This is a genomic window from Pedobacter sp. 01T416_2 (genome assembly GCF_056398925.1).
The window spans coordinates 1-20,149 of record NZ_JBFTQI010000013.1; the positions used below are offsets into that span (position 1 = coordinate 1).

General features: G+C 36.4%; 21 protein-coding genes. 9 read left to right on the top strand and 12 right to left on the bottom strand.

Annotated features, from left to right (window positions below; translation table 11 throughout):
- Positions 1-677 (bottom strand): gluzincin family metallopeptidase (locus AC1DPQ_RS01225; RefSeq protein WP_477607590.1); only part of this gene is annotated, 677 nt, incomplete at its 3' end.
- Between the two features lie 84 nt (positions 678-761).
- The gene (locus AC1DPQ_RS01230) at positions 762-1,715 is read right to left on the bottom strand and encodes an exonuclease domain-containing protein (protein WP_477582300.1); all 954 of its coding nucleotides are present in this window, start codon (positions 1,713-1,715) and stop codon (positions 762-764) included.
- Between the two features lie 184 nt (positions 1,716-1,899).
- Here AC1DPQ_RS01230 and AC1DPQ_RS01235 point away from each other — a divergent pair, with 184 nt between their 5' ends.
- Both AC1DPQ_RS01235 and AC1DPQ_RS01240 read left to right on the top strand, forming a co-directional pair.
- Positions 1,900-3,873 carry a transglutaminase family protein gene (locus AC1DPQ_RS01235; RefSeq protein ID WP_477607592.1) on the top strand — a complete coding sequence of 658 codons (1,974 nt, stop codon included), beginning with the start codon at positions 1,900-1,902 and terminating at the stop codon, positions 3,871-3,873.
- Positions 3,874-5,781 carry a DUF3857 domain-containing protein gene (locus AC1DPQ_RS01240; RefSeq protein ID WP_477607594.1) on the top strand — a complete coding sequence of 636 codons (1,908 nt, stop codon included), beginning with the start codon at positions 3,874-3,876 and terminating at the stop codon, positions 5,779-5,781. It abuts the gene before it with no gap.
- Here AC1DPQ_RS01240 and AC1DPQ_RS01245 read toward each other — a convergent pair.
- Entirely contained in the window at positions 5,765-5,887 is a 123-nt protein-coding gene (locus tag AC1DPQ_RS01245; protein ID WP_255512125.1) for a hypothetical protein, read from the bottom strand. The genes AC1DPQ_RS01240 and AC1DPQ_RS01245 overlap by 17 nt on opposite strands.
- 340 nt (positions 5,888-6,227) lie before the next feature.
- Here AC1DPQ_RS01245 and AC1DPQ_RS01250 point away from each other — a divergent pair, with 340 nt between their 5' ends.
- Positions 6,228-7,013: a murein L,D-transpeptidase catalytic domain family protein gene (locus tag AC1DPQ_RS01250; RefSeq protein ID WP_477582387.1), complete on the top strand. Its 786-nt coding sequence runs from the start codon at positions 6,228-6,230 to the stop codon at positions 7,011-7,013.
- Here the strand turns inward: AC1DPQ_RS01250 and AC1DPQ_RS01255 are convergent.
- Positions 7,010-7,453, bottom strand: a complete 444-nt coding sequence (locus tag AC1DPQ_RS01255) for a hypothetical protein (protein ID WP_051691878.1) — start codon at positions 7,451-7,453, stop codon at positions 7,010-7,012. The genes AC1DPQ_RS01250 and AC1DPQ_RS01255 overlap by 4 nt on opposite strands.
- 203 nt (positions 7,454-7,656) lie before the next feature.
- On the opposite strand from AC1DPQ_RS01255, the gene topB reads away from it, so the two are divergent.
- On the top strand, positions 7,657-9,510 hold the full coding sequence (gene topB / locus AC1DPQ_RS01260) for a DNA topoisomerase III (RefSeq protein ID WP_477582388.1): 1,854 nt from the start codon (positions 7,657-7,659) through the stop codon (positions 9,508-9,510).
- Positions 9,511-9,564: 54 nt separating this feature from the next.
- On the opposite strand, the gene AC1DPQ_RS01265 is transcribed toward topB, so the two are convergent.
- The 4 genes from AC1DPQ_RS01265 to AC1DPQ_RS01280 all read right to left on the bottom strand — a co-directional run bounded on the left by AC1DPQ_RS01265 (position 9,565) and on the right by AC1DPQ_RS01280 (position 13,607).
- Positions 9,565-11,478, bottom strand: coding sequence for an AAA domain-containing protein (locus AC1DPQ_RS01265; protein ID WP_477607596.1), 1,914 nt, complete (start codon positions 11,476-11,478; stop codon positions 9,565-9,567).
- A 182-nt stretch (positions 11,479-11,660) separates the two neighbouring features.
- Positions 11,661-12,044: a DUF3037 domain-containing protein gene (locus AC1DPQ_RS01270; RefSeq protein WP_477582393.1), complete on the bottom strand. Its 384-nt coding sequence runs from the start codon at positions 12,042-12,044 to the stop codon at positions 11,661-11,663.
- A complete protein-coding gene (locus AC1DPQ_RS01275) occupies positions 12,022-12,813 on the bottom strand; it encodes a HipA family kinase (protein WP_477582394.1) in 792 nt (263 codons plus the stop codon). Before AC1DPQ_RS01275 ends, AC1DPQ_RS01270 begins: the two co-directional genes overlap by 23 nt.
- Positions 12,814-13,418: 605 nt before the next feature.
- A complete protein-coding gene (locus tag AC1DPQ_RS01280; RefSeq protein ID WP_057934571.1) occupies positions 13,419-13,607 on the bottom strand; it encodes a hypothetical protein in 189 nt (62 codons plus the stop codon).
- A gap of 113 nt (positions 13,608-13,720) precedes the next feature.
- Here AC1DPQ_RS01280 and AC1DPQ_RS01285 point away from each other — a divergent pair, with 113 nt between their 5' ends.
- Complete coding sequence (locus tag AC1DPQ_RS01285) at positions 13,721-14,101, top strand: hypothetical protein (protein WP_477582395.1); 381 nt, start codon at positions 13,721-13,723, stop codon at positions 14,099-14,101.
- 45 nt (positions 14,102-14,146) lie between these two features.
- On the top strand, positions 14,147-14,350 hold the full coding sequence (locus tag AC1DPQ_RS01290) for a KTSC domain-containing protein (RefSeq protein WP_477582397.1): 204 nt from the start codon (positions 14,147-14,149) through the stop codon (positions 14,348-14,350).
- Positions 14,351-14,644: 294 nt separating this feature from the next.
- On the opposite strand, the gene idi is transcribed toward AC1DPQ_RS01290, so the two are convergent.
- The 4 genes from idi to AC1DPQ_RS01310 all read right to left on the bottom strand — a co-directional run bounded on the left by idi (position 14,645) and on the right by AC1DPQ_RS01310 (position 17,363).
- Positions 14,645-15,187 (bottom strand): isopentenyl-diphosphate Delta-isomerase, encoded by a 543-nt coding sequence (gene idi, locus AC1DPQ_RS01295; protein ID WP_477582399.1) that lies wholly within the window; start codon positions 15,185-15,187, stop codon positions 14,645-14,647.
- Positions 15,188-16,024: a phytoene/squalene synthase family protein gene (locus tag AC1DPQ_RS01300; RefSeq protein ID WP_477607598.1), complete on the bottom strand. Its 837-nt coding sequence runs from the start codon at positions 16,022-16,024 to the stop codon at positions 15,188-15,190.
- The gene (locus tag AC1DPQ_RS01305; protein WP_477585272.1) at positions 16,008-16,910 is read right to left on the bottom strand and encodes a MerR family transcriptional regulator; all 903 of its coding nucleotides are present in this window, start codon (positions 16,908-16,910) and stop codon (positions 16,008-16,010) included. Before AC1DPQ_RS01305 ends, AC1DPQ_RS01300 begins: the two co-directional genes overlap by 17 nt.
- Positions 16,911-17,087: 177 nt before the next feature.
- Positions 17,088-17,363: a hypothetical protein gene (locus AC1DPQ_RS01310; protein WP_215127552.1), complete on the bottom strand. Its 276-nt coding sequence runs from the start codon at positions 17,361-17,363 to the stop codon at positions 17,088-17,090.
- A gap of 288 nt (positions 17,364-17,651) precedes the next feature.
- Between AC1DPQ_RS01310 and AC1DPQ_RS01315 the strand changes: the two genes are divergently transcribed.
- The 3 genes from AC1DPQ_RS01315 to AC1DPQ_RS01325 form a co-directional block, all read left to right on the top strand.
- Positions 17,652-18,392, top strand: a complete 741-nt coding sequence (locus tag AC1DPQ_RS01315) for a LytR/AlgR family response regulator transcription factor (protein ID WP_477585273.1) — start codon at positions 17,652-17,654, stop codon at positions 18,390-18,392.
- 266 nt (positions 18,393-18,658) lie between these two features.
- Positions 18,659-19,567 carry a sensor histidine kinase gene (locus tag AC1DPQ_RS01320; protein WP_477607600.1) on the top strand — a complete coding sequence of 303 codons (909 nt, stop codon included), beginning with the start codon at positions 18,659-18,661 and terminating at the stop codon, positions 19,565-19,567.
- A 163-nt stretch (positions 19,568-19,730) separates the two neighbouring features.
- Positions 19,731-20,149: LytR/AlgR family response regulator transcription factor (locus AC1DPQ_RS01325; RefSeq protein WP_477607602.1), on the top strand; the 419-nt coding region annotated here is incomplete at its 3' end.

Here is a 20,149-nt window from a genome sequence, read left to right on the forward strand (position 1 = left end):
GCCCAAACTCCATATCCACCTGGAACCGTAATTGAAGCATTGAACTGGTCAAAATCGTTATAAAACTCCTCAGCTCCTGTGTAAGGGAATTTATTCCACCCGTCTACATCATCATAAACCGCAATACGCGGGAAAAAGTAAGCCACGAAATGAGATCCCTCATCTACCTGACCTGTACGCATATGCGATCCTTTATTTAAAGTATAGCTATAATCTATAGAAAAGCTAATGGTTCTGCCAGGAACAACCGCAGGAACATTCACCGTCATATTGGTTCCATCAATTTTAAAATCAGTGATTGACTTTCCGTTCGTTGCCAGTTTTTCAATATCAACTCCATCACCCAGGTCAGACTCTGCCAATTTTGACTTTCTTGGTGTTCCTTTTTTATATAGATTTGGGTAAAGCTTAAACCATATCTGCTTCAGCGTATCAGGACTATTATTGGTATAAGTTACCTGAACCTTACCTTTTAACAACCTGCTGGTTGGATTAAAATCTACATTAAGATCATATTTTGAAATATTTTGCCAATAATTTTTCCCAGGTTTTCCGTCCATATTTCTCGTTTCCTTTTGATAGGTTTTTTGAAATTCAGGTGCTATTGATAAAGTAGTCTGCGCATTAGCGTAAAACGCTGTACACAATAAAAGGCTAAATATTTTTATAGATTTCATTTTTTGAGTTTAGGGCAAAGCGCTTTGCGCATAGCGTAATCTTATCTTTTAATAAAAAATCAATATTAACCGATTAACCAAAATCTACTTACCAAACTTCATTTTCAACTGCTCCAACATATCTGTATTAATCGGCTGTGCAGGTTTTTCTGTCTTTGGTTGAGGTTTCTGTTGATATTGAGGTTTATTGGCAGGTGTATTATTTTGAGGTCGTGCTGCCCTGTTCTCATTTTTCTTTACATTGAATTTTGCCCACTCCTCATCTAATTTCTTCTTTGTGTACAAGGGGAAATCGCCATTCTTCATCCAGGCATAATAACTAGGTTCTACTGAAAATACCTGTGCTGTTGTTTTACCTTTATGTTTACCAAAATTGAAACACACTTCATCATTATCATTATACACCAATCTACCAGCAAAATCTACCGGTTTATTAATATTGGTAAAAATATGCAGTGCATCTACGTCATTTACAACGGGAATACTTTTTACACCTTGTTTGCTCTCAAACTCGGTTTCTTTGTACATTTCTAACTGTCCAAGTAAAACCTTATAAGTGGCAATAACATCTGCTTCTGCAGCATGTGCATTAATTAAATCTTCCTGACAATAGAATTTATAAGCCGCTTTTAAGGTACGTTGCTCCATTTGATGGAATATATTCTGTACATCAACAAACTTGCGGTTATTCATATCAAAATCTACTTCAGCTCTTAAAAATTCTTCTAAAAGCATCGGGATATCAAATTTATTCGAATTGTATCCCGCCAGATCACTTTCTCCAATAAATTCGGCAATTTCGGCTGCCAAAGTTTTAAAGGTAGGCTCGTTTGCAATGTCTTCATCATAAATACCGTGTATTAACGAAGTTTGCAAAGGAATCGGCATTTCTGGATTTACACGCCAGGTTTTAACCAGTTCAGAACCATCTGGCATGGCTTTTAAAATCGCTATTTCAACGATTCTGTCGGCTCCAACATTAATTCCAGTAGCTTCTAAATCAAAAAATGCTAATGGGCGCTTTAAATTTAATTTCATTTCTTATGATGTGAGATTGGCGACATTAGATTTGAATCGGAATGTCAAATTCTTTTTTTTCAAAAGTGCTAAAAAGGTTTCATTAGTTCTGTAAAACAGCTTTATTAATTTATAAATTTAATTGTCAAATTATTTCAGAATGTTAGTTTGTAGGATTAAATTGCGACAATTTATATACGCTCAAATGAATAAGACATTAGCCATACTATTCCTCCTATTTTTATCATTAACTACTCATGCTCAAAACTTTGACTTTGGCGCAATCACTTATGATGATTACGAATTCGACAGAAAAAAATTAGACAGTAATGCCAACGCTATTGTTTTAAAAGAGTTTGGTACAGCATCTATCCAAAGGGATGATAATACTGGAAGTTTAGAACTGATTTTTGAGCACCATGTGAAAATCAAAATCTATAATAAAGAAGGCTTTAAGGAAGCTAATATTGTTATTCCAACCTATAAAGACGAATCTCGCGAAGAAACGATCAATGATTTAAAAGCTTCTACTTTTAATTATGTAAACAATAATTTTGTAGAAACCGTAATGGACAGAAAGGCTGTTTTCACTGAAAACCGGTCAAAATACACCAGACTAACCAAGTTTACGCTTCCAAACCTCAAAGAAGGCGCTATAATTGAATATAGTTATAGGTTAAAATCGCCCAACTTATTTAATTTCAAAACATGGGAATTTCAAAGCAGCATTCCAAAGGTGATTAGCGAATATTTGGTTTACATCCCAGGCATTTACAATTACAATGTTTCCTTACGTGGATTTCAAAAACTGACGGATCAAAAAGCAGAACTGAGCAAAGAATGTTTAAGGCTTTCAGGCGTAGCTATCGATTGCTCAAAAATCAACTACATGATGAAAAACATTCCGGCATTTATCGAAGAGGATAACATGACCGCGCCCAGTAACTTTAAATCGGCTATTTATTTTGAGCTTTCGGACGTACAGAATTTGAATGGAGCAAAAACTTCCTATACTAAAACCTGGAAAGATGTTGATTATGAACTGTCATCGTATAAAACCCTGGGCGATCAGATGAAAAGGAAAGATGTTTTTAAAGACCTCATTCCAGAAATTACGAAAGGAAGCACTACCGATTTAGATAAAGCAAAAGCCGTTTATAATTACATTAAAAAACAGATCAAATGGAATAATTATTACGGAAAATACGCCGAAGATAACATTAAAAAAGCACTAGAAAACAGATCGGGCAACGTAGCAGATATTAACCTGAGCCTAATTGCGGCACTTTCTGCAGCTGGTTTAGATGTAGAGGCTGTTATCCTTTCTACCCGTGATAATGGAACAGTAAACAAGCTTTATCCGGTAATGAGTGATTTTAATTACCTGGTTGCTAAAGTAAATCTTGCCGATAAAAGTTATTTACTGGATGCTACAGAACCACTTCTACCCTTCGGATTGTTACCACTTCGGTGTATTAACGACCAGGGCAGGGTAATCAATTTAAAGAAACCATCTTACTGGATTGATTTAAAGGCCAGCCAGAAAACAACTACCAGTTATATCCTAACAGGAAAAATGACAACTGAAGGAAAAATCATTGGCACTTTAACTACCCATACCATGGGTTACGCGGCATATGGCAAACGTAAAGATATTCTTCGATACAATTCGCCGGATGAATATGTCGAGAAGCTTGATGAACGTTTAACCAGAATTAAGATACTTGATCATCAAATTTTGAACCTGGATAGTGTAGAAAATTCTTTAATAGAAAAATACGAGGTAGAGTTTACCATAAACGATGGTACAAATAAAGATCAGTTTTATTTTAGCCCATTTTTTATCAATACCATTTCGAAAAATCCATTTAATTTAAACGAACGTACCTACCCAGTTGATTTGGGTGCAGCGTCTGACGAGCGCATTATCATCAATGTGCTTTTACCAGAAAAATACCAATTGATAGAAAAACCAAAAGATATGGCAATAGCTTTACCCAATTCTGGTGGAAAGTATTTATTGCAAACAGGTTTAGATGGAAACACTATTTCGATGAGTCAGATTTTACAGTTTAACAATGCTATTTATCAGCCTGAAGAATATCTTTTCTTAAAGGAATTCTATAGCAAGATCATCCAAAACCAGAAAACAGAGTTTTTATTAAAAAAAGCAAATTAAATGAGATTCTTATTTACCACATTTTCCTTGCTTTTAGTTTCTGTTGTTGGCTTTGCGCAAGACAACTATGATGTTGATTTAATTCCCGCTAACCTGCGCAACCGCGCCAATGCCTGTATCAGGAATGAAGAAACAACCATCGATATGCGCTCGCCTGATAACGTAATGCTTAATGTAAAAAAAGCCATTACGGTATTTAACCAAAATGGAGAGGACGAAGCACGTTTGGTACTCTATTACGATAAAAATATTTCAATTAAAGGGATAAGAGGAGAAGTTTACAACAGCGTTGGCAAACTCACCAACAAGTTTTCTCAAAACGATTTTGCTGATATGAGCGCGGCCGATGGGTTCTCCCTATTTGTTGATAGCCGCGTAAAACACTATCTACCACCGGTAAACCAATATCCTTACACCCTGGTTTACAATTATGAAATTAGAAATAAACAAAATCTGATTATACCCGATTGGAGCCCGAAACCAGCAGATGATGTTTCAGTAGAGAAAAGTACTTATACCTTTATTTGTAAGCCAACAGATCAGGTAAGAATAAAAACCCAGAATTATAGCGGAACACCAGAAGTACTAACTGATGAGAAGCAGAAAAAAACAATTTGGAAGGCAAATAATATCCTGGCGGTTAGAACTGAACCCTATAGCCCGGCGCACGAAACTTATGCAACCAACATCCAGATTGCCCCGCAAGCGTTTTATTATTACAACCATAAAGGCAGTTATACCAACTGGAAAGAGCTAGGCAAGTGGATTTATGACGATTTGTTAGCAGAACGCAAAGCCTTGCCACCTGCCACCATCGAAATGATAAAGGATCTTGTAAAGAACGAAAAAACGGACAAGGATAAGGCGCGTAAAATCTATCAGTACTTACAAGAGAAAACAAGATACATTAGTGTACAGATTGGTATTGGTGGTTTTCAGCCGATTGCAGCCAGCGAAGTAGATCGGTTGGCTTATGGTGATTGTAAAGCTTTAGTAAACTATATGCAAAGCCTGCTCAGTGCAGCAAATATAGATTCTTATTACTGCGTAGTATCGGCTGGTTCTGAAAAGAAAAGTATGGACCCGAACTATGCCAGTATGGTACAAGGCAATCATATTATTTTATGCATGCCGTTAAAGGGCGACACAACCTGGTTAGAATGCACCAGCCAAAAAATCCCCTTTGGCTTTTTAAGCGATTTTACGGATGATAGATTGGTGCTTGCCTGTACTAACGAGGGAGGTAAACTATTGCATACACCAAAACTAACAACTGCTGAGAACTTGCAGATACGTAAAGCCAACTTAACTGTTCAGTTAGATGGCACTGTATCTGGAAAAATGAATACCGTGTATGCTGGCTCACAATATGAAAATCAGGAATCGCTGATTGGTAAATCAATAACCGAACAGCATAAACTACTAAAAGAAGCTTATAACATTGACAATATTGATTTCGAAGCAGTGTCCTTTGCGCAGAAAAAAGATATATCGCCCAAATTAACTGAAGAAGTAAGCATTAATATCAGAAATTATGCGCCTGTTAATGGAAATAAAATGTTTTTACAGCTCAATGCCTTTAACCTGAGGCGGTCAATTCCTGAAATAAAGAACAGAACACTGCCTGTTTACATTAACCGTGGATATACAGACGAAGATAGCATTGTTTATACCTTGCCAGATAATGTAATTACAGAATTGATTATTGGACAAGATAAAGCTTTTAAAAGCCCTTTCGGAGAATATGTATGTAAGGCCAGCTTAGTAGGCAACAAACTAACCTATTACCGGAAATTTATACTAAACGATGGTACATTTCCTGCAGCGCAGTATAATGAGTTTTCGAAATTCATTAATGATGTAAATGCTGCAGATTATTTAAAATTAGCACTTAGCTTAAAAAAATAATCCCGAGGCCAATACCAATAATCATGATCAGGTACATCAAAATTTCTGTTGAAGCAAATCTTTTGTATTTGGTCCAGAAAGAGTAATCATTTTCTTCGTTTGGCATTTTACATTTTTATGCAGCAAAAATAGGAAAATAGATTTAAAGAAAAATTAGTAAGTTTTCCCCCGCAGATTAAAGCGATTAACACAGATTATAATTTAATTAGAGAGGATCATTTCCGTTAGGCATGACAAGCTACTCAAATCTGTGTCCTTCTGCGATTCTGCGGGAAACAACAGATATGATATAGCTTGCCGCCTCACATTCCTAAAAGCTATATTATTCCGCTTTAAGTCACGAAAATGTAAAACCAAATGTATTTGAAACGCTACAGAATTGATTTGGGCAACATTTGAGCAAAACAACCGTATAAATAGCTCAATATCAAACTAAACCATACTGAATGAAGAAATACATCCTGGACATTGCTACGATTTTTTTGATGGGTATGAGCATTGTCGGAACAAGTTGGAAAGCAGCGGAGCTTCCCCATACACAACAAGAAGTAGTTAAGTACGTAGCTACAGATAGCTTATACAATCAATATATCTCAAATATTTACCATCAGGTTCATTTAGATTCTGCCGGATTAAGTGAACAGGTTTTTGAAAAAGCCCTAACCGGTTTTTATAACTTAAAATATTCTGGTCTTTTAAATAGCAAATCTATTTTAACCATTGCCGATTTTGATCAGGAAAGTTCTAAAAAACGCCTGTATATTATCGATCTTGCGAGCAAAAAACTGGTATTAAATACTTGGGTAGCTCATGGGCAAAACAGTGGTGGCGATAAACCAGCCTACTTTTCCAACAATATCAATTCGAACCAGAGTAGCTTAGGTTTTTATTTAACCGGTGAAGTCTACTACGGAAAACATGGCCGTTCGCTTAAATTGGATGGTATGGACCAAGGTTTTAACAGCAATGCAAGAGAAAGGTCCATTGTGGTTCATGGCGCCAGTTATGTAAGTCAAAAAAGCATCGATCAATTAGGCAGACTGGGCAGAAGTCAGGGTTGTCCTGCTGTCCCGGCTAAGTTGGCCGATCAGGTGATCAATACCATCTCTGACCGAACGGTACTGTTCATCAATAATTCAGAACAACAATACAATTCATCATTTTTAAATGAAACACTGGCAGCAAGTGTTGTATTAAATCAGGAACAGATTTTAGCAGCCCAAATGGATTAATGTTGTTTAATATTTTTGGCGTTCAGGTTTTTAGGTAAAATCCAGATAAAAAACGATTTGCTACTGGCTAGTAAATCCCAAACCCAACGGTTACTGTCTACCCCCTTTTCGCCGCAGTCTACAACTTCTGCCCGTTTGAGCAGTTTTTTAACCAAAGCTTGAATCCATTTTATTTGCACCATGCGATTGAAGGATAGTCCCAGATAATCGCAATACACATGTACCAGGATTTCTACAATAAGCGAAGCGTTAGAAATCGCTAGTGCTTTACCGAAATGCTGTTCATAATCGGCTTTAATTGTATTTATCAAAAGCTCAAACCTTGCATCTGCTTTTCCATCAAGATAAGTCCAAAGTTGAGCATTACTATACACGCGGATTAATTGTGGTTCGAGCCCTACTTTAATTTTATTACCTGCCAGTTCATAAATTTTATCCATTCATTAAAAATCAATTGTAGCTGTTAGATAGTGATATTACCGAATTGTTAATCAATCCGATATATAAATTTCTGACACAAATGATGGACAAAGTTATCTGATAATTGTTTGCCCAAACGAATGTTAAGTAGCATTGTGAGTAATTTTTTTAATCGGTTGCCAATATTTTAATCATCTTTGGGGTTGAAAAGATAAGCCCATTCATGAAGATTGTAATTGCAGAAAAGCCCTCTGTTGGTCGTGAACTTGCTAAAGTTTTCGGAGCAACCACCAGAAAAGATGGATACATTGAAGGTAAAGGATATTCTTTTACCTGGGCATTCGGGCATTTATTACAATTGGCTCCCCCTCAAGATTATGGCTTTATTGGCTGGAGGAAGCAACATTTACCCATGCTTCCGCAAAAGTTTAAACTTGCCATTAGAAAGATTAAAACAAAAGATGGTTTTGTAGAAGATCCGGCAGTGCGAAAACAATTAGACACCATAAAAAAACTTTTTGATGAGGCGAGTGAAATTATTGTGGCTACGGATGCGGGGCGTGAGGGTGAATTAATTTTCAGGTACATTTATTATTACCTCAAATGCAAAAAACCTTTCAAACGCCTTTGGATCTCTTCGCAAACAGATGAAGCTATAAAAGATGGATTCAGAAATTTAAAACCCGGAACCGATTACGATACCTTGTTTAATTCGGCCCATTGCCGCTCAGAGTCAGACTGGCTGGTGGGAATGAATGCCACACAGGCGCTAAGTATTTCGGCAGGTAACAGAACAGTTCTTTCATTAGGGCGGGTACAAACGCCTACCCTGGCCATGATCTGTGCTCGTTTTTTGGAGATTAAAAATTTCGTTCCTCAAACCTATTATCAAATCAGTATTTTACTTTCTAAAGATGAACAGGTTTTTAAGGCTATATCAACCTCGAATTATAAAGAAAAGGAAGAAGTAGAAAAGTTATTTGCGCTTGTAGAGGATGTGGCTTCTGGTTTTCCAACCGGCGGAAACATTACAGCTGTAGAAGCAAAGCCAAGAAAAGAACCACCTCCCTTATTGCACGACTTAAGTAGTTTACAGCAAGAAGCCAATAAGAAAAAGGGATATACTGCTGATCAAACACTTAATATTTTGCAAAACCTGTACGAGAGCAAATTGGTTTCTTACCCCCGTACCGGATCGCGCTACATTGGTGATGATGTTTTTGCCGGAGTTCCAGATTTGATTGCAAAATTTACCGATCATGCTGATTTTGGAAAGCAAGCACAGTTTTTGCAAACCATCACTTTAAATAAGCGAAGTGTTAACGCTAAAAAAGTAACCGATCACCATGCTGTTTTACCAACCGGCGAACAAGCTTATGGGCTAAGCTCAGATAAACAAGCTGTATACGATATGGTTGTTGGTCGGATGATTGAGGCTTTTCATCAGGAATGTATTAAGGAGTTAACCAAAATAACCATTCAATCAGGAGTTACGTTTGTGGCCAATGGAACGGTAATCCGCTCTGCAGGCTGGCGGGCTGTTTTTAACGACCCTGAAGATGATAAAAAAGATGAAGACAATGTAGCTTTACCAAAGGTTGCTGTTGGAGAACTATTGCCTATAACAGAAAAATCTCTTTTAGAAAAGCAGACTAAACCAAAGCCAATGTATAACGAGGCTTCGCTATTAAAAGCGCTCGAAACCTGTGGTAAAGAGATTGAAGACGAAGAACTGCGTTATGCCATGAAAGATAGTGGCTTAGGTACGCCGGCAACTCGTGCATCCATTATCGAAACGTTAATCACCAGAGAATATATTACAAGGGAAAAGCGAAATCTTGTACCTACCAATAAAGGTTTGGCTGTTTATGAAGTAGTGAAGGACAAGCAGATTGCACAGGCTGAACTTACCGGACAGTGGGAAAAAAGATTGGAAGAAATACGTTCAGGCTCATCCGTAAAAGATTTTAAATCAGAAATTACAGAATATACCAAAACCATTACGCAAGAACTGTTAATTGCAGGGGCCAGTATATCGGGCAAACTCGCAGAAGAAAAGAAACTGGAAAAGGTTTAGCATCAACTTGCGTCATATCATGTGAAGCAATTGTAAAAAGCAACAATTTTACGGTTACAGCTCCATAAATTCCCAGGCGCTGTGGTATGCGTTCAATTGCTCAGCATACTGGATAAATTCAGCATAAAAATTAGATTTCGATAAAGTAGAACTATCGCCAATAACAACCAGCTTTTTCTTTGCCCTTGTCATGGCAACATTCATTCTCCTGGTATCTGACAAAAACCCAATGCTTCCATCACCATTACTCCTGGTGAGGCTAATATAAACCACATCACGTTCCTGCCCCTGAAAGCTATCAATGGTGTTAACTGCAATGTTATTGCGATATGGATTTAAAATTTCATTTTCCTGAACCAACGCATTTAAAATCTGAACCTGCTGTTTATAAGGGGAGACAATGGCAACAGACGGAAAACTATCAGTTAAGGTTTTATCTGTCAAACTAGCAACCAAATTCGTTAAATGTTTGACCAAAAATGCAGCTTCATCAGGATTGGTTGTACTTGTTCCATCTAATTTTTCGTCAAAACTACAACCTGCAGTATCGATAAATTGAATCGGTTGATCGCCGGTAAACAATAAATGATCGGCAACAGAGTGATGCGCTATTAACTCATTTTTATAAAACACCCGAGATGAATAACCCATAATATTTTTGTTCATTCTGTATTGCTCTTTTAACAACACAACCGACTCTGGATGAAGATTTACTGCTTTTTCGAGTAAAGTATTACTTAAACCATTTCTGGCTGCTTCATTTGATTTTATAGTTGGAGAAAGCTGAAAATGATCACCAGCTAATATTACTTTCTGTGCTTTTAAAATCGGTATCCAACAAGCAGGTTCCAAAGCCTGGCCAGCCTCATCAATTACAATGGTATTATACTTTAAATTCCGAACAGTATAATGGTTGGCTCCCACCAGGGTGGCGGTAATAATCTGTGCTTTAGTAAACAGATTATCCATAATATACTGCTCCGTTTTTTCTACTTCCTTTCCAATTTTATGCGCTTCATCAAACAAGGCCTTACGTTGCTCCCGTTCTGCTTTGCCGAAGCTCCGCTTGTATTTATGAGCCATGTTTTTATACTCACTGGCTTGTTTTTTTAAAGCCTTAATCGTTTTCATCTCCGGATGATCGGCCATTTGATGATCAAGAGTAGCCGCAAGCAATCTTTCTGAAACCCTTGCCGGATTCCCCACACGGATTACTTTTAACCCTTCAGCCGCTAATTTTTCAGTAAGTAAATCAACAGCAGTATTACTTGGTGCTACCACCAGGATTTTTTGATCGCTGTGTTTAACCAACGATTTTATAGCGTGCACAAGTGTTGTCGTTTTTCCAGTGCCTGGTGGACCATGAACCACAGCCAAATGATCGGCTGCAATAATTTTATTCACCGCTAATTGCTGCGAGTCGTTTAGCGTATTTGGAATGATAAATTTCTCTTCGCCCCGAAATGAAGGTTTTTCTCCTTTCGTTAAAATACGGATCAGTTTATTTTCTGATTCATTTTCTGCCAAATGTGTAGCCTGTTTAAGGGCACTCTGCATTTCGTCGTAACTGTTATTATCAAAAAGTAAATCTACACCAAGTTTGCCATCTCTGGTCCAGTCTGGTAATTCATCAACACGGAAGCTGATTTTCATCCTGCTGCCACTTTGGTGATTTATAATCCCCTCTATCCGATCTTCCTTGGCATCGTGATTAGAAAATAATACCACCGCCGAACCAAAACGGAACTGATGCGAAAAATCCTGATGGGTAGTCCTTTCCAACTCTACAGTTAAATAATCGCCACGGCCTATTTCGGTGTTCCTGATTGCAATAGGATACCAGGTTAAACCCAAGGCTCTCCTATCGGCAGCCGAAGTATTTTCAGTAAGTTTTAAATACGATTGTAAATCTTCGTTGCGCTCAGTATTGAGCAGATCTTGGAGTTTTTTGAAATATTCTTTTGGCAAGGATAAACTGGTTAATTGTGAAAATTGGTTAACTGGTTAATTGTTAAATTGTTTGATTGCTAACTAAAAACTGCCAATTGTAAACTGATTAATTGCTTAATTGTTAGATTGATGTATTCTTCAAGAGCCGAAAATATTTGTTCTTAAAGGTAAATCAAACGCTTAGCGCCATGCACATAGCGCTATAAAACAAGCTCGTTATGCAGTCTTAATAGAGTTTCTTCGGCATCATCGCAAAAACCAGGGTGTACTTTTGAGCACTGCACTACCGTACTTCTGGTTGCCGTGAGCCACCTAAAACGGGAAGCCTGGTCGTATTGACCAATGGGACCTGATCCTTTTGCGGCTGTACTTATTCTTTCAAAAGCACATAAGTTCTCTTTTAGCTCTTCTAAATCTATCTTCGCAGAAAAAGCCTTTACTCTTGTCTCATCCAGGAAAAAAACACTTTTTAAAAACTTTTGCTTGGCACAAAACAAAATAATGCCCACATTAATAAATTCTTCACGTTCTACCCTGGGCATTACGCGAATCACAGCGTACTCAAATAAGAATTTCCCTTGCATGCTGTGCTTCCTTTAAAAATATAGTTGAATGAGTTAACCTGGTAGTAAGGAAATGCGTATAGGCATTACGGTGTGCTGCTTTACTTTCAAAGTTCGTTTCGCCTTCCAACCAGTCGTCAGGGATTAAATTAATAACAGATTTGATCTTTTCAGGGCTAAGTAGTTTGCTGAATTCATCATTTACACTTTCCAGTTCAGTTGCCCATGGTAACAATACGTGGTCTTTTACCAAAAAGAAGGGTTTAATAGCCTGTTCTTCCCAGTTTTGCCAAGAATGATGAAAATATAATGCAGCACCATGGTCGATTAGCCAAAGCTCCTTATGCCACAGCAACATATTGGTATTTCTGCACGTCCGGTCCATGTTGGTTAAAAAACAATCTAGCCATACAATCTGCGAGGCAAGTTTAGCATCAACAGTAGTTACAGTCGGATCGAATGTTATTGCGCCAGATAAATAGTGTAATGCCAAATTTAAGCCCACGCTGGCTTTTAGCAGATCTTGGATTTCTTCGTCGGGTTCTGTTCTCCCAAAAGCTTCATCTAAATTGGCAAAAACCAATTCAGGTACACGCAAACCTAAATAGCGGGCTATTTCGCCACCAATTAGTTCGGCAATTAAAGCCCGGGTACCCTGTCCTGCCCCTCTAAATTTAAGTACATATAAAAAGTTATCATCAGCTTCCGCAATGGCAGGCATAGAGCCACCCTCGCGCAAAGGCGTAACGTATCTGGTTACATTTACCGTTCTAAGTTGTAAATCGTTCATATCTGCAGATAGAATGGCCTTTTATTTTATTTAGGGCACAATTCTAAACTTGCTGCAAATTTAGCAGAATTCCAACAATAAATTGGTCAAAGTTTAGTCGTAAAGATTCTGATGGGAGGGATGCTGATCAATCGTTAAAAATAAACAGTTATTTTTTTGAAGCGCAAAGCCAGTAGCCATTAGGGAGGGTTCAGTCCTGCTGTCCATTCCAATCCTTTTGGTTAAAACCCGATATTAAACAATGCAAGGGGCGTCCAAAAGGGATTTCCATTGCCATCAGGGCTATATGGCTTTGACCATTATTTAGTCCGAGGTCCAAAGTCAGCGTTCTTGAGTCAATTGTCAAGAGTAAATTGCCTATCGCAAGGAAAACTGGCATAAAAGCAAAAACAGGAGTAAGCTAAACCCGACCATAGTGAAATGCCACGATTCTTCATCGGGGCAGAAACGGGGGCGGGACTACATTAAACGAAGAACCACTCCAACTGCTTTCCAAATTATAGAGATGATCAATTTATTTTGACGCTCTCCTTTGCACAAATGAGGTCTTAAAGTTTTACCTTCCAAACAGAACTCAATCAGATTGCTGAATTCTTTAACCCCAACTAATCATGCCCCAAATAAGCATTTCCGGCAGGCGTCATAGCAGACGACCATTGTACCGATTCGCGGTTAATTTTAATCAGGCCCATACTTTCTAATTCTTCATACTCTTCTTCCATCCCACCTAAAACCGAAGAACTAACCTGTTGATTGATTACCTCTAAAAGAGATATAATTTCTGATCTTTCCATAACAATAAGTGATTAGATATATCTTAACTAACATAAATATACTCAAAATGTTTATCGCTTAACTAAACATTTTCAAGGCTTTAAGGTTGTACTTATACCTGAATTTGATCATCATGGAAGCACACATCTATTATCTCTTTATTATGGCCTTACCCGTAGCTTGCATCGCATGGACAGTTACCAAAGAAGAAATATTTAAAGAACCACGTGAATTTTGTGTAGACCGTTCGAAGAATTGTAGTAAGTTATTTAAACGAAAGTTTTTCTATGTTTTTACCTGCGAATATTGCTTCAGTCATTATGTAACCGCTATTCTGCTTTTTATTACCAGATTCACTTTACTTTATCCCGATTGGCGTGGTTACGTTATTTCTTTCTTTTCGATAGTATGGGTGGCAAATGTTTATATGAGTTTGTACAATATCATCAGAATTGACCTTAAAAAAGAAAAAATTAAGGCAGCGAAAGAAGAATCGGCACTCAAAAACGATTAAAACCATTTTTAATAGCAGCTGTTTTTTAAGGTATAAATTAATATTATGCCATCATCAGTAATCAAATATTTTAGTTATGATGCAGCTACAGAAACATTGAAAATCATCTTTGTAACCGATATGATTTATCAATATAAAAAGGTCCCCGAAAAAATTTATAAGATGTTAAAGGCTTCCGGATCGAAAGGAAGATATTTTAACCGTCACATTAAGGATAAATTTAAATTCCAAAAATTAGAGGATGAATAATATCACAGAAGCGCTTCTCGATCGAGAAAAAAGAAGTTAGCAAAACAGATTGATAAACCTAAAACTGTAACAAATATCATAAAATGATATGTCTAAGAAAAAAAATATTTTTTAGCACTTATCTCTGTCCAAACTTATAAATACCTATATATTAATACCTTAATTTACAGATCAACATAAATCCAAACTGCGAACTATAATCTTAAAGTAAAAGAAATGTTAAACTTTTAGGAATTTTCTAAACTAGTCCTATATTTGTCCCCGAGAGCGTTAATTTAGATACGGGTATATGGCTTAGGCTGTATGCCCGTTTTTTGTTTTAGCCGTTGATGCGTGCGTTACAACTTTATCCAAGCAGATTCTTAACCACGGCGTATAAGCACTCGGATTAATCGCAATATCCTGTGCCAAGGTCTCCAAATCCATATACTTAAAGCCTTCTACTTCATCATGATTTATAACTGGTAATTCATCACTCATGCCAAAAAAAACATGATCAACTTCGTGTTCCGTTAATCCATCTTCAAATATTGCCTTGTAGGTAAATTTAAACAGATAGTTCAATTCACAGTCCATCCCCATTTCTTCCATCAATCTCCTTTTTGCTGCATGGATATTACTTTCTCCAATCCGAGGATGACTGCAACAGGTATTCGTCCATAAACCTGCAGAATGATATTTGCTCATTGCTCTCTGCTGCAGTAATAGTTCCCGTTTAGAATTAAAAATAAAAACAGAAAAGGCACGGTGCAATACACCTTTTTCGTGTGCTTCCATTTTATCCATCTGTCCTTTCGGTACATCCTCCTCATCAACCAGAATAACTTGTTCTTCCATTTAAATTACATTTAACTTATTGCGGATAATAGAACCAAACATCAAACCAACTTTACGCGTGTTCGAGATTCTTATCCTTTCAGTCATAATTTTTTCAGCACTTAAGCGCTTTATCTTAGCAAATAATTTTTTATAATAGATATAAGACAAATATACACCATTTCTGGATGCTGTGGGCAACTGCTTAATACCAGTTAAGGCCATTGCAAATTCGGCTTCAATTTCTTTTTCGATTTCTTTTTTTTGATGATCGCAGAATAGGGCTAAATTAACATTGGGAAAATAATTCCGGCTAAGTGTTTGATGATCAGCCTTCACATCCCTCAAAAAATTAACCTTCTGAAATGCAGAGCCCAATTTCATGGCGTAAGGCTTCAATTGTTCGTAATCCGCAATACTGCCATTGGTAAAAACCTTTAAACACATCAAACCTACCACTTCTGCGGAGCCTAAAATATATTCGTTGTAAAGTTCTGGTGTATATTCTTGCGTAGAAAGATCCATCTCCATACTCCTCAGAAAAAGAACAATCAGCTCCAGATCTATCTGGTATTGATTTACAACCCTTTGGAATGAATTTAAAATGGGGTTTAAACTAATGCCCAGGTTAATGGCTTCGAAAGTATCCTCCTTAAATTTTTCCAGTAAAAAATTCTTGTCATAGTGATGGAAACTATCTACAATTTCATCTGCTAAACGTACAAAGCCATAAATGGAGTGTATGGGTTGACGCAGTTCTTTACCAAGAAAATAAATACCATAAGAAAAGCTGGTACTATACAACTTAGTGGTAAGCCGGCTACAATTGGCAGATAGTTGATCAAAAATTTCTTTCATGTAAAAAAGGGTATTGTATTGTTTTTTCAAATTCATCGAGCGTTTTAAACCAGTTGATGTGGCCGATATTGTTTAGTTTACCAATAACATCACTATTTCCCGCAAGATGGATCTTAGCGGATGAGCATATTTCAGACAATTGATCTATGTATTTTTGTGCGGCAGGTTCTAATCTTGACTTTATCATAAAAAGCAAAACATGACCTACATTTAATGTGGAAAATATCCACTTAATTGAATCCAATGGAACTTTGCTGCCTAAGAAAATAACTTGATGATGATGCATCCTCAGCATATAACTGGCAAAAAGCAGCCCAATATCATGATCCTCGTCTTCCGGTAAAAAAAGAAGCCAACTTTCGCCAGCATGCCTTGTTAAAGGAAGATTATTGATATGTGTAAATATTTTTTGACGGATAATGTTTGATAAAAAATGCTCGTGTGCAGGGCAAATATCGTCTTTTCGCCACATTAAGCCCAAACGGACCAATAATGGATACATTATTTTCCGGTAGCAATCAGAAAGTCCCAACTGATCAATGCTTTGATCAATTAAATGATTAAATGAGTGCTCATCAAAAGCCAAACCATGCCTAATGAGTTGCGAAACATAATCTGTCTGCTCATCATCAGTAGGATATGAGAACTGTTGGTCGAGAAGTTTATCAATCGCTTCATCAGAAAGGCTGCAGATTTTAGAAATTTTTAAACCGCTTTTATTTAAGCTTACGATGTTTAATAGTCTTCGAAGCTGCTTATCATCATATAAACGCGTATTGCCTTGAGATCGCATCGGACTCAGTGCATTGTACCGCTGCTCCCAGATCCTGATGGTATGAGAATGGATGCCCGAAAGCTGTTCAAGATCTGAAATAGAATAAGTCATTATTTTGTTTAAATATATTCAATAAAATTTAAACAAAAAGAAGAAAAAAAAAGTTTTTACTAAAATGCCCTAAATATATCGTCTGATATTGCAACGCATCGCAATAATTAAGTTCGCATGAAATACCTGCTAAACACAGTAAATTTTAACTACTGATTAAAGGCATAAAGTAAGCGGTTAAAATACTTTTTCGGTAAGCAGTACACCTCTTTCACCATTTCCTGTTTCAATAGTATGTACATTTTTATAAGAATGGCTAAAGAAATCGTAGCCATGTTCCCTTTGTTTAATAGCAACCGTACTTAGCGGATAGCTTAAGTTAGTTTGCATGCACTGTAAACTACCGTTAGCCAGTAGCAGAAAATCACAGTCGTAACCTTGCTCCTGTAGTTCAATAACCTTTTTGGTAATAGACACGTTTAATCTATTGGCGGTGCGGGTTCTATTTTTCATGGGATATTGTTTTAGGTGATTAGGGATGATTATTTTGGTTATTAAATATATCTATTAATAACTACGATTCAAAATACAATATATTGTTATACAAGTAATTAAATAAATTTGTTTTATTCTTTTTGTAAAAACCTTCATCATCGGTTTTCGCTGATCATGTTTCTTGCATAAAAAAACATATACATATCATATTTACTACAAAAACCAACTAAACATCGTTGCAGGCCTAAAATAATTTCTTTATTTAAAAAGCAACCTATAATTTCGTTTAACCTTAAAACACGCCTAATGAAATTAACATGTATCGTAATTGATGACGACATTCACGCCGTCAACGGTATAAAATCATATATCAATCATCTTGCAAACGTTCATTTAATAAACTCGTATACAGATCCGTTACAGGCATTAAACGAAATTACAGCAGGAGATAACGTTGACATTGTTTTTATAGATGTTGATATGCCTATGATCTCGGGCTTAGAATTATCAAAAGCAATAAGGCATAAAACAGACAAATTAATATTTACCACCTCCCACTCTAAATATGCTTACGAGGCTTTTGAAATGTATGCTAGTGCTTATTTATTAAAACCATACACTTTTGCCCGTTTTGCTGAAACCATAAATAGATTATTCCCTTATAGCCCGAGTGTACCAAACCTAACAGTTAAGCAAGATGATGATTATTTTTTTGTTAGGAATAAAAGCGAAAAAAATAACTTAATTAAAGTAAGGTACACCGACATTGTAGCCGTAGAAAGTCTTCAAAACTATGTACGCATTTTTACCATAAACGAAACGATTGTATCATACATTGCGTTATCAGAGATAAAAATCATTTTAAAAGACTATCAGAATTTTGCCCAGGTACATCGCTCATTTATCATAGCCAAGAATTATATTGAAAAGGTAGAGGGCAATACCTTAAAAATGATCAATAATCTAACTATTAATGTAGGAAATAGTTACCGTGAAAGCATACAGGACTATATTAAGGAGAAAACAATTAAAACAAACCGATCTTAAACTAATTTTTTAGTATTTTAGTTATCAAAAGAAGCAAATTACCAAAGTTTCTTTGTTAACCCTATGTACCCGCTCCCAAATTAACTTGCTAAATGAACTTAATAAGTAGGAAAAATAAATTTCACAAAATTCTAAGCTGGATATCAGATAAAAAACTCCACATTATATGTTGGACCATATTTATATTTTACGAGGCCGTTATCATTGGTATTTTTATAGGGAAATTTCAACTAATCAGTAATTACATTACTTTTTATAGTTTCAACGTGGCAACCTTTTATTTTCATGCCCACGTTGTATTGCCGTCTGCATTAAAAACGCTAGGTGGCCGATGGTGGAGATTGCCATTATTTATCTTACTGGAGCTGGTTGCGTACCTTATATTAATTGTAATTTTAGATTATATCCTTCTCAACTACACATCCTATAATGGTCCGTTTAAGATTGAATTTACAGCATCGTTTTTTGCTCATCCAATTTATCGTGCTATCTATTTTATGAGTTTCTCTACCAGTTATTACTTTCTACTTAATTTCCTGGAAGAGCGAAAAAAAATCGAAGATTTAGAAAAGCAACGTTTAAATAACATCATTCAAATCGCAAAATCAGAGAATGCTTTTCTAAAAGCCCAGATACAGCCCCATTTGTTATTTAATACCCTGGATTTTATTTACCAAAATGCCAAAGATTCTTCTCCGGTTGCAGCAGAGGCCATTCATTCTCTTGCAGAGATGATGCGCTATTCGGTTGATAGCAATCAGGATAAAGAATTTATTTTGCTTGATGAGGAGATTAACCAGGTAGAAAACCTCATCAACCTGCATCAGCTTCGTAAAGATCACCATTTACAGCTCCGTTTCTGGTACGATGATGAAATACGTAACACTAAAATCATTCCTCTAGTATTAATCACTTTAGTAGAAAACATGTTTAAGCATGGCGAGCTGCTTACACCATCACATCCTGCCGAAGTGAGTTTGAGAATTGAAAATGGTCAACTTATCATAGAAACTTCAAACTTAGTAAAAGCAATTAAAGACAACTCAGGCTTAAGTTCCGGATTGGAAAACATAAAGAAGCGTTTAGCTTACAGTTATGGTAAAAATGCTGAATTCAGCTACTTTACTGATTCAGACCAGTTTTTCAAAGTAATGCTGGTTATTAAAATCAAATAAGAAAGCGTGCTTTAATAACTTTAGTTTAAAATTTCAAATTACACAATAACCTCAAAAGAAAAGCTGATTTTCCTTGCTGAATACATAAAAATCCGTTTCGAATATGTTTTTTTTTCATTTTAATGGTTGAAATTGTAATTTGCATCAACTAAACCTATAAAAAATGTCAATAAGTTGTATCGCTATTGATGACGACCCTCATTCCCTAGAGAGCTTAATAGCATATATGGAGAAACTGCCTGATTTAAAGCTTATCCAAACTTTTACTGAACCACTCCAAGCCCTGGCAGAAATATCGGTATCTAATCCTGTCGATATTATTTTTATGGATGTCGAAATGCCTTCACTTTCCGGAATCGAACTGGCAACCTTATTAAGACAAAAAACAAAACACCTGGTTTTCACTACGGCGCACCCACGGTATGCCATTGATGCTTTTAAAGTTGATGCGGATGCTTATTTGCTTAAGCCCTACTCTATTTTACATTTTACGAAAACAATAARCAACCTCTATCCAACTGGAAAAAAAGAACAACATCCTTTTTCCATTTTCGCCGATCATTTCTTTTACATCCCTTTACA

Excerpts from the sequence above, each read along its gene's own strand:
- AC1DPQ_RS01285 (WP_477582395.1), top strand. The coding sequence starts at position 13,721 with ATGGAAGCACACATCTATTATCTCTTTATTATGGCCTTACCCGTAGCT.
- AC1DPQ_RS01300 (WP_477607598.1), bottom strand. The coding sequence starts at position 16,024 with ATGAAAGAAATTTTTGATCAACTATCTGCCAATTGTAGCCGGCTTACC.
- topB (WP_477582388.1), top strand. The coding sequence starts at position 7,657 with ATGAAGATTGTAATTGCAGAAAAGCCCTCTGTTGGTCGTGAACTTGCT.
- AC1DPQ_RS01235 (WP_477607592.1), top strand. The coding sequence starts at position 1,900 with ATGAATAAGACATTAGCCATACTATTCCTCCTATTTTTATCATTAACT.
- AC1DPQ_RS01240 (WP_477607594.1), top strand. The coding sequence starts at position 3,874 with ATGAGATTCTTATTTACCACATTTTCCTTGCTTTTAGTTTCTGTTGTT.
- AC1DPQ_RS01275 (WP_477582394.1), bottom strand. The coding sequence starts at position 12,813 with ATGAACGATTTACAACTTAGAACGGTAAATGTAACCAGATACGTTACG.
- idi (WP_477582399.1), bottom strand. The coding sequence starts at position 15,187 with ATGGAAGAACAAGTTATTCTGGTTGATGAGGAGGATGTACCGAAAGGA.
- AC1DPQ_RS01250 (WP_477582387.1), top strand. The coding sequence starts at position 6,228 with ATGAAGAAATACATCCTGGACATTGCTACGATTTTTTTGATGGGTATG.
- AC1DPQ_RS01230 (WP_477582300.1), bottom strand. The coding sequence starts at position 1,715 with ATGAAATTAAATTTAAAGCGCCCATTAGCATTTTTTGATTTAGAAGCT.
- AC1DPQ_RS01270 (WP_477582393.1), bottom strand. The coding sequence starts at position 12,044 with ATGCAAGGGAAATTCTTATTTGAGTACGCTGTGATTCGCGTAATGCCC.
- AC1DPQ_RS01310 (WP_215127552.1), bottom strand. The coding sequence starts at position 17,363 with ATGAAAAATAGAACCCGCACCGCCAATAGATTAAACGTGTCTATTACC.
- AC1DPQ_RS01280 (WP_057934571.1), bottom strand. The coding sequence starts at position 13,607 with ATGGAAAGATCAGAAATTATATCTCTTTTAGAGGTAATCAATCAACAG.
- AC1DPQ_RS01290 (WP_477582397.1), top strand. The coding sequence starts at position 14,147 with ATGCCATCATCAGTAATCAAATATTTTAGTTATGATGCAGCTACAGAA.
- AC1DPQ_RS01305 (WP_477585272.1), bottom strand. The coding sequence starts at position 16,910 with ATGACTTATTCTATTTCAGATCTTGAACAGCTTTCGGGCATCCATTCT.
- AC1DPQ_RS01255 (WP_051691878.1), bottom strand. The coding sequence starts at position 7,453 with ATGGATAAAATTTATGAACTGGCAGGTAATAAAATTAAAGTAGGGCTC.
- AC1DPQ_RS01315 (WP_477585273.1), top strand. The coding sequence starts at position 17,652 with ATGAAATTAACATGTATCGTAATTGATGACGACATTCACGCCGTCAAC.
- AC1DPQ_RS01245 (WP_255512125.1), bottom strand. The coding sequence starts at position 5,887 with ATGCCAAACGAAGAAAATGATTACTCTTTCTGGACCAAATACAAAAGA.